The 8135-nt window shown below is 71.4% G+C and carries 7 protein-coding genes; 4 read left to right on the top strand and 3 right to left on the bottom strand.

Annotated features, from left to right (window positions below):
- Positions 1-10: 10 nt before the first annotated feature.
- From ACIPW5_RS10860 to ACIPW5_RS10870, 3 genes are read right to left on the bottom strand one after another with little or no spacing between them, the layout of a single operon-like run.
- Positions 11-895 carry a sugar ABC transporter permease gene (locus ACIPW5_RS10860; RefSeq protein ID WP_401243295.1) on the bottom strand — a complete coding sequence of 295 codons (885 nt, stop codon included), beginning with the start codon at positions 893-895 and terminating at the stop codon, positions 11-13.
- Positions 892-1917 carry a carbohydrate ABC transporter permease gene (locus ACIPW5_RS10865; RefSeq protein WP_401243297.1) on the bottom strand — a complete coding sequence of 342 codons (1026 nt, stop codon included), beginning with the start codon at positions 1915-1917 and terminating at the stop codon, positions 892-894. Before ACIPW5_RS10865 ends, ACIPW5_RS10860 begins: the two co-directional genes overlap by 4 nt.
- A gap of 8 nt (positions 1918-1925) precedes the next feature.
- Complete coding sequence (locus ACIPW5_RS10870; RefSeq protein WP_401243300.1) at positions 1926-3197, bottom strand: extracellular solute-binding protein; 1272 nt, start codon at positions 3195-3197, stop codon at positions 1926-1928.
- 222 nt (positions 3198-3419) lie between these two features.
- Here ACIPW5_RS10870 and ACIPW5_RS10875 point away from each other — a divergent pair, with 222 nt between their 5' ends.
- The 4 genes from ACIPW5_RS10875 to ACIPW5_RS10890 all read left to right on the top strand — a co-directional run bounded on the left by ACIPW5_RS10875 (position 3420) and on the right by ACIPW5_RS10890 (position 8049).
- Positions 3420-5174, top strand: coding sequence for a glycoside hydrolase family 13 protein (locus ACIPW5_RS10875; RefSeq protein ID WP_401243303.1), 1755 nt, complete (start codon positions 3420-3422; stop codon positions 5172-5174).
- A 26-nt stretch (positions 5175-5200) separates the two neighbouring features.
- The gene (locus tag ACIPW5_RS10880; RefSeq protein ID WP_401243305.1) at positions 5201-6232 is read left to right on the top strand and encodes a LacI family DNA-binding transcriptional regulator; all 1032 of its coding nucleotides are present in this window, start codon (positions 5201-5203) and stop codon (positions 6230-6232) included.
- Positions 6233-6327: 95 nt separating this feature from the next.
- Positions 6328-7221, top strand: a complete 894-nt coding sequence (locus ACIPW5_RS10885; RefSeq protein WP_401243308.1) for a phosphatase PAP2 family protein — start codon at positions 6328-6330, stop codon at positions 7219-7221.
- Positions 7222-7434: 213 nt separating this feature from the next.
- Positions 7435-8049 carry a dihydrofolate reductase family protein gene (locus ACIPW5_RS10890; RefSeq protein ID WP_401243310.1) on the top strand — a complete coding sequence of 205 codons (615 nt, stop codon included), beginning with the start codon at positions 7435-7437 and terminating at the stop codon, positions 8047-8049.
- The last annotated feature ends 86 nt before the right edge of the window (positions 8050-8135 follow it).

Consider the following 8135-nt stretch of genomic DNA (forward strand, 5'->3'; position numbering starts at 1 on the left):
CGCCGGGTGGTCAGCCCTTGGTGGCGCCCGCCGTCATACCGGCGACGAGGTGACGCTGGGCGAAGAGGAAGAAGACGGCCGCCGGGATCGCGATGAGGACGGATGCCGCGCTCATGGCGCCCCAGTTGGAGGTGTACTGCGTGACGAAGGTCTGCAGGCCGCCCGCGAGGGTGAGGTTCTCCTCGCCGACCATGAAGGCGGAGGCGTACGCGACCTCGCCCCAGGCGGTGATGAAGGCGTAGAAGCCGGTCACGGCGAGGCCGGGCTTGGCGAGCGGCAGGATCAGGCGCCAGAAGGTGCCGAAGGGGTTGAGTCCGTCGACGCGGCCGGATTCGTCGATCTCGACCGGGATGGTGTCGAAGAAGCCCTTCATCATCCAGGCGCAGAACGGCACGGCGATGGTGAGGTAGGTGATGATCAGGCCGAGCGGCTGGTTGAGCAGCCCGAGGTCGCCCATCAGGTTGTAGAGCGGGACGATCAGGATGGCCATCGGGAACATCTGCGTGATGAGCAGGGTCCACATGAGCGGCTTCATGCCGGGGAACTTGAAGCGGCTGACGGCGTAGCCGGTGGTGGCGGCGATGAACACGCCGAGCACGGTGGTGACGCCGGCGACGAGCACGGAGTTCCAGAACCAGCTGAGGAAGTGGCTGTCCTCCAGCAGGTAGGAGTAGTTCGAGAAGGTCGGTTCCTTCACGAAGTCCGTGCTGATGGCGTACTTGGCCGGCTTGAGCGAGGTCAGCAGGATCCACAGCACGGGGAAGACGGCGATGACGGACGCGACGACGAGCGTGGCGTGCAGTCCGAAGGAGGCGAGCGGGGAGCGGCTGCCGCGCGGGCGCGGCGCCTGCTTCGAGCTGTTCCCGGACGCATTCTCGGTCGTGGTCACGGTCACCACACCTCTCCCTGCTTGCGCAGCGAGCGCCGGTAGACCAGCGCGAAGATCATGAGCAGGCCGAGGATCAGCACGCCCCAGGCCGCGGAGCCGGCGAAGTCGCGCGGGCTCGCGATGAAGGCCTCGCGGAAGGCCTGGGTCACCAGGATCTCCGTGGAGTCGCCGGGTCCGCCCCGCGTCAGCAGGAAGATCACCGGGAACATGTTGAAGGTCCAGATGGTGGAGAGCAGGATCACCGTCATGCTCACGGCGCGCAGTCCGGGCAGGGTGATGTGCCGGAAGCGCTGCCAGGGGCCGGCGCCGTCCATCTCGGCGGCCTCGTAGAGCTCGGCGGGGATGGACTGGAGGCCGCCGAGGAGGGCGACCATCATGAAGGGGATGCCGAGCCAGACGTTGACGGCGATGACGGAGAGCTTGGCCCAGGTGGGGTCGTCGAGCCACGGGATGGCGGAGATGCCGCCGCCGTCGAGGACCTTGTTGAGGATGCCGTTGTCGCGGTTGAAGAGGAACCGCCAGGCGAAGACGGAGACGAAGCCGGGCACGGCCCAGGGCAGGATGAGCGCCATGCGGTAGGCGGCGCGGCCCCGGAACTGCCGGTTGAGCATGGTGGCCAGGGTGAGGCCGAGGACGAAGGTGATGGAGACGCAGGCGACGGTCCACACCACCGTCCACACCAGCCGCTGCCAGAAGACGGGGTCGCCGAGGACGTCCGCGTAGTTGTCGAGTCCGACGAACTCGTACGTGGCGTCGATGTGGCGCACGCCGATGGTGCGGGCGACGTTGCGCTCGTTGGCGTTCGTCAGCGACAGGTAGACGCCGCGTACGAGCGGCCAGCCCACGATCACGCCGAGGACGAGCACCACCGGGGCGATCATGGCCCAGGCGTACCAGTGCGTGGCGAGGGCGCGGCGGATGCCGCCGCGCGGGCTCCCGGTGGCGGTCGTGCGGCTGGGACCGCGGGCGGCGAGGGTCGTCTCGCCGTCCGCGGCCTTCGCCACCGACCGGCTGGTGTCAGCGGCCATCGTGCGTGTTACTTCCAGCCCTTGAGGATCTTGCGGAACTCGGCGCCGGCCGCCTTGGCCGCGTCCTCGGGGGTCGAGGCGCCGGTGACGGCCTTGGTGTACTCGACCTTCAGCGGCTCGAAGAGGGAGCCGTTCTCCGGGATCCAGGCGCGCTCGACGGCCTTGTCGACGGCCGGCTTGAAGAACTGGACCATCTCGCTGGCCTTGACGTCCGGCTGCTCGTAGGCGGCGGTGCGCGTGGGCAGCAGGCTCAGGTCCTTGGCGGACTGGACCTGGACCTCCTGGGAGGTCATGTACTCGACGAAGGCGTGCGCGGCGGCGGTGTTCTTGGAGCCGGCGTAGACGGCGAGGTCGTGTCCGCCCTGGGGGGCGCCGGCCTTGGCGGAGCCGGCCGGGACGGGGGCGACGCCGAGGTTGGCCTTGTCCTTGAACTGGTCGCCCGCGTAGCTGTCGGCCACGGCCCAGGGGCCGTTGATCATCATCGCGACCTCCCCGGACTTGAAGGCGGTCTGCATGTTGGTCCAGCCGTCGGTGGCGTTGGTGACCGCGGCGCCGGAGGTGACGAGGTCGCGGGCGGCCTTGAAGCCCTTGACGCCGGCCGCGTTGTCGACGGTGACCGTCTTGGTCTTGGCGTCGACGAGGTCGCCGCCCTCGCCGTAGATGAAGGGGAGGAACCAGTAGGAGTCGTCGCCGCGCAGGTAGAGGCCGGTCTTGCCGGTCTTGGCCTTGATGGCGGTGGCGGCGGTCTTCAGCTCCTCAAGGGTCTTGGGGGGCTGGACGCCGGCGTCGGCGAGCATCTTCTTGTTGTAGAAGAGGCCGAGGGTGTCGATGACCTGCGGGACGGCGTAGGTCTTGCCCTCGAACCGGCCGCTGGCCGCGGCCTGCGGCAGGAACTCGGCGTCGATCTTCTTCGCGGTGTCGGCGGGGACCTCGTCGAGGTAGCCGAGGGAGGCGAAGTCGGCGACCCAGCCGACGTCGGCGCGGATCACGTCGGGGGCGTCGGCGCCGCTGCTGAAGGCGTTCTTGACCTTGTTCTGGGCGTCGCCGTAGGGCACGTTGACGTACTTGACGGTCACCTTCGGGTGCTTCGCGGTGAACGCCTCGGCGATCTTCTGGAAGCTCGCCTTCTCGGCGTCGTTCGAGGTGTCCCACCAGGTGACGGTGCCGGACAGCTCGCCGCCGGCCTTTGTCTCGCCACCGCCGTCGGTGTCACCGCCGCAAGCCGTCGCCGCGAGCGCCAGGGTCGCGACCAGCGCGGTGGCCGCTATGCCACGCCGCATATGAACTCCTTCGATGATCCCGGCCGCGCCCTCGCGGTCCCGAGTTGCCAGGAACGTAACAAGCCTGAAAGCCGACGGAAAGACCTTGCGGCAATTTTCTGCAAGCGGAGGCGATCGTTACATCCGTGTGTCCCTACGGTTGCCGCAGCTTGCTGGTAGTTCGAGTCCCCTTCGATTGCGCAGGCCCGCAACCACGGGGCGTGTACGCGCGTTGACTGCGGTATGAACCACGAGTTGACGGCCGCACCGCTTGCAAGAGCTTCCAGCAACGCTTTCAGCGACGCCCCCGGCCACCCGGCGGCGAGCGGCGGCTGGTGGCGCGATGCCGTCATCTACCAGGTGTACGTCCGCTCCTTCGCGGACAGCGACGGCGACGGCGTCGGGGACCTGCGCGGGGTGCGCGAGCGGCTGCCGCACCTGGCCCGGCTCGGGGTGGACGCCGTGTGGCTGACCCCCTTCTACGTGTCCCCGCAGGCGGACGGCGGCTACGACGTCGCCGACTACCGGGCCGTCGACCCGCTCTTCGGTGACCTCGGCGACGCCGACGACCTGGTCCGGGCCGCGCACGCGCTCGGCCTGCGGGTGATCGTGGACGTGGTGCCGAACCACACCTCCGAGGCCCACCCCTGGTTCCGGGACGCCCTCGCGGACCTGCCCGGCGCCCGCGCCCGGTACCTGTTCCGTCCGGGGCGCGGCGCGGCCGGGGAGCTGCCGCCGAACGACTGGGAGTCCGTCTTCGGCGGCCCGGCCTGGACCCGGGTCCCGGACGGCGACTGGTACCTGCACCTCTTCGCCCCCGAGCAGCCGGACCTGGACTGGGAGCACCCGGAGGTGGCGGAGGAGTTCGCCTCCGTGCTGCGCTTCTGGCTCGACCTGGGCGTCGACGGCTTCCGGGTGGACGTGGCCCACGGCATGGTGAAGGCGCCGGGCCTGCCCGACATCGGCCGGGGCGCGCAGGCCACGCTGATCGGCACGGAGCCGCTCCCCTTCTTCGACCAGGACGGGGTGCACGCCATCCACCGCTCCTGGCGGCGGCTCCTCGACTCGTACGGGGACGGGCGGATCGGGGTCGCGGAGGCGTGGGCGCCGACCTCGGAGCGGCTCGCGCTGTACGTGCGGCCCGACGAGCTGCACCAGGCCTTCAACTTCCGGTTCCTGAACTGCCCCTGGGACCCGGCCGCGATGCGGACCGTGATCGACGAGTCCCTGGCCGCCACCGCCTCGGTGGGCGCCCCCACCACCTGGGTGCTGTCCAACCACGACGTCGTACGGCACGTCACGCGGTACGGGGGCGGGGCGCGGGGCCTGGCCCGGGCGCGGGCGGCGGCGCTGCTGATGCTGGCGCTGCCCGGGTCCGCGTACGTCTACCAGGGCGAGGAGCTCGGCCTGCCGGAGGTCGCCGACCTCCCGGACGGGGCCCGCCAGGACCCCGCGTTCCGCCGCGGGCGGCGCGGGGCGGGGGCAGGTGAGTCCGGGGCCGGGGCCGCGGAGGCCGAGGGGCAGGACGGGCTGCGCGACGGGTGCCGCGTACCGCTCCCCTGGTCCGGCGAGGAGGCCCCGTACGGCTTCGGCCCCGGCGGCAGCTGGCTGCCGCAGCCCGCCGGCTGGGCGGGGCTGAGCGTCGCCGCGCAGACCGGCGACCCGCACTCCACGCTGGAGCTGTACCGCGCCGCCCTGGAGCTGCGCCGGGCCATTCCGGGCCTGGGCGCGGCCGAGGCGGGGCAGGGCGGTTGCCGTGAGGAGTGGCCCGGTGAGGGGGCGGGGCCCGCGGTGTTCGCGCGGGGGATGCGCTGGCGGCCGGCGCCCGACGGGGTCCTCCTCTTCACCCGTCCCGGCTTCGCCTGCACCCTCAACACCCGGTCCGCCGCCGTCGAGCTGCCCTCCCCGGGCCGGCCGGTGCTCTCCAGCGCCCCGGTGGAGACCGACGGCCGCACCGTCCGTCTTCCCCCGGATTCGTGCACGTGGTGGGCTTTGTGAGCCGGCTACCGGTACAGTCCCATCCCGTGACCGCACGGCTAGCCGACATCGCAGCCCAGGCGGGGGTCAGCGAAGCCACAGTCAGCCGCGTGCTCAACGGCAAGCCCGGTGTGGCCGCGGGCACCCGCGAGTCCGTGCTGGCCGCGCTCGACGTGCTCGGCTACGAGCGGCCCGTACGGCTGCGGCAGCGCAGCGCGGGGCTCGTCGGGCTGATAACCCCCGAGCTGGACAACCCCATCTTCCCGGCGCTGGCCCAGGTCATCGGCCAGGCGCTGACGCGGCAGGGGTACACGCCCGTGCTGGCGACGCAGACGCCCGGCGGTTCCACCGAGGACGAGCTGACCGAGATGCTGGTGGACCGGGGCGTCTCCGGGATCATCTTCGTCTCGGGGCTGCACGCCGACACCACCGCCGACATGGGCCGCTACGACCAGCTGCGGGCGCAGGGCGTCCCGTACGTCCTGATCAACGGCTTCTCCGACAAGGTGCGGGCCCCCTTCGTCTCCCCCGACGACCGGGCCGCGATGCAGCTCGCCGTGACCCACCTGACGGCGCTGGGGCACACCCGGATCGGCCTCGCGGTCGGCCCGAAGCGGTTCGTGCCGGTGCTCCGCAAGATCGAGGGCTTCCGGGTCGCGATGCGGGAGCGGCTCGGGCTCGGCGAGGCCGAGGTGGAGGAGCTGATCCAGCACTCCCTGTACACCCTGGAGGGCGGGCAGGCGGCCGCGGCCGCGCTCGTCGGGCGGGGCTGCACGGCGGTGGTGTGCGCGAGCGACATGATGGCGCTCGGCGCGATCCGGGCCGCCCGGCAGCAGGGGCTGCGGGTGCCGCAGGACGTGTCGGTGGTCGGCTTCGACGACTCCCCGCTCATAGCGTTCACCGATCCGCCGCTGACGACGATCCGGCAGCCGGTGCAGGCCATGGGCCAGGCCGCGGTGCGGACCCTGCTGGAGGAGATCGGCGGCACGCCGGCCCCCCACAGCGAGTTCGTGTTCCTGCCCGAGCTGGTGGTCCGCGGCTCGACCGCTTCCGGGCCGGCGCAGCGGCGTACCCCTTAGGGGTCAGGGGGTAGTCCCCTGGGCTGAGGCGGGGGGTGCAAGACCGTCCCGAGGGATGATCGGAGGCGGGGACGCATCTGGCAGACTCTCTGCCCATGGGTGAAGCGAGCGTGAAGACACTGGAAACTCCCCCAGCCACCGCCGGGGGCGCTGCCAGGACGGACATCTCCTCATCCACCGTGCCGTCGGACGGTCCGCTCCTGACCCGGCTGCGGGCCCCCCGCCGGCCGCGGATCTGGTTCGAGATCCTGCTGATCGCCGTGAGCTACTGGACGTACTCGCTGATCCGCAACGCCGTGCCCGAGCAGAAGGCGGCCGCGCTCGCGAACGCCGACTGGATCTGGTCCGTGGAGAGCGGGCTCGGCATCGCCGTGGAGAAGTCCGTCAACCACGCCGTGAACTCGGTGACGTGGCTGATCGTCGGGATGAACTACTACTACGCGACGCTGCACTTCATCGTGACCATCGGCGTGCTGGTGTGGATCTACCGCTTTCATCCCGGCCGTTACGCCGCCACCCGCCTGGTCCTCTTCGCCACCACGGGCGTCGCCCTGGTCGGCTACTACCTCTACCCGCTCGCGCCGCCCCGGCTGATGAACGGGCAGGACTTCATCGACACCGTGCTGGTGCACCACACCTGGGGTTCCATGGCCTCGGGGAACCTCAAGCACATGTCGAACCAGTACGCGGCGATGCCCTCGATGCACATAGGGTGGTCGCTCTGGTGCGGTCTGACGATCTTCGCGGTGGCCTCCGCGCCGTGGGCGCGGATCCTGGGCCTGCTGTACCCGGCGGCGACCCTGGTCGTGATCGTGGCCACCGCCAACCACTTCTGGCTCGACGCCGTCGGCGGCCTGCTCTGCCTGGCGTTCGGTTACGCCGTCTCCCGCGCCTGGTACGGATCGCTGCCGCACCGGCTGCCGCGCCGGCCGCTGCACACCGGCCCGCACCCGGCGTCGGAACTGCTGAACCGGTTCCGCAGGGCGTAGGCGCCGCCCGCCCCGCCGGGCGTGCGTTCACCTCCAGCCATTGCAATGAACCCATAGGCCGGGCTTGCATTCAGCTCAGATCCGTTGCAACGATTTACCGCGCTTGACCAGCAAAGACCAGCGGAAGAGCCGATCCCTTCATTGCCCGATCACTGAACGCTGCATAGCTTTCCCCTGTCGCGAACCCGACGGATCAGGAAGCGAGGCACTCCCATGCGCATCGTGCTGGGCGAATTCATCAGCCTGGACGGAGTCGTCCAGGCACCGGGCGGCCCGGAGGAGGACACCGACGGGGGCTTCGCCCACGGCGGGTGGACGCACCCCTTCTTCGACCCGGAGGTGATGGGCGGCGCGCTGGCCGAGTGGGCCGCCGCCACCGACGCCCTGCTGTTCGGACGCCGCACCTGGCAGGCCATGGCCGCGGCGTGGCCGGAGCGGGCGGGCGACCCCTTCGCCGACCACATGAACGGCGTCGCCAAGTACGTCGTGTCGGGCACGCTCGGCGAGTCCGACCTGACGTGGCACAACACCGCGCTGATCCCGGCCGGCGAGGCCCTCGCCCAGATCCGCAAGCTCCGCGAGGCCGAGGGCCGCGACCTGGTGGTCATGGGCAGCGCCGCGCTCGCCCGGACCCTGCTGGCCGAGGACCTGGTCGACGAGCTCCGGCTGATGATCATGCCGGCGGTGCTCGGCGGCGGGAAGCGGCTCTTCCCCGAGGACGGCGTGCTGCGCACGTTCGAGCTGGCGTCCACGGTCGCCACCGGCACCGGCGTCCACGTCGCCACCTACCGCCGGCCGGCGGGGGCTGCGGGGTCGGCCGGGGCGTGACCCGGCCGCGGGGGGGGGGGGGCGGCCCCGCGCGCGGCGCCCGCCCCCCCCCCCCCCCACCACCACCACCCCCCCCCCCCCCCCCC

This window comes from Streptomyces sp. NPDC090077, from assembly GCF_044747545.1.
Taxonomy (GTDB): Bacteria; Actinomycetota; Actinomycetes; order Streptomycetales; family Streptomycetaceae; genus Streptomyces.

What these genes read in the sequence shown, in the direction of transcription:
- ACIPW5_RS10875 (WP_401243303.1), top strand. Translation starts at nt 3,420, where the DNA reads ATGAACCACGAGTTGACGGCCGCACCGCTTGCAAGAGCTTCCAGCAAC.
- ACIPW5_RS10885 (WP_401243308.1), top strand. Translation starts at nt 6,328, where the DNA reads ATGGGTGAAGCGAGCGTGAAGACACTGGAAACTCCCCCAGCCACCGCC.
- ACIPW5_RS10865 (WP_401243297.1), bottom strand. Translation starts at nt 1,917, where the DNA reads ATGGCCGCTGACACCAGCCGGTCGGTGGCGAAGGCCGCGGACGGCGAG.
- ACIPW5_RS10870 (WP_401243300.1), bottom strand. Translation starts at nt 3,197, where the DNA reads ATGCGGCGTGGCATAGCGGCCACCGCGCTGGTCGCGACCCTGGCGCTC.
- ACIPW5_RS10890 (WP_401243310.1), top strand. Translation starts at nt 7,435, where the DNA reads ATGCGCATCGTGCTGGGCGAATTCATCAGCCTGGACGGAGTCGTCCAG.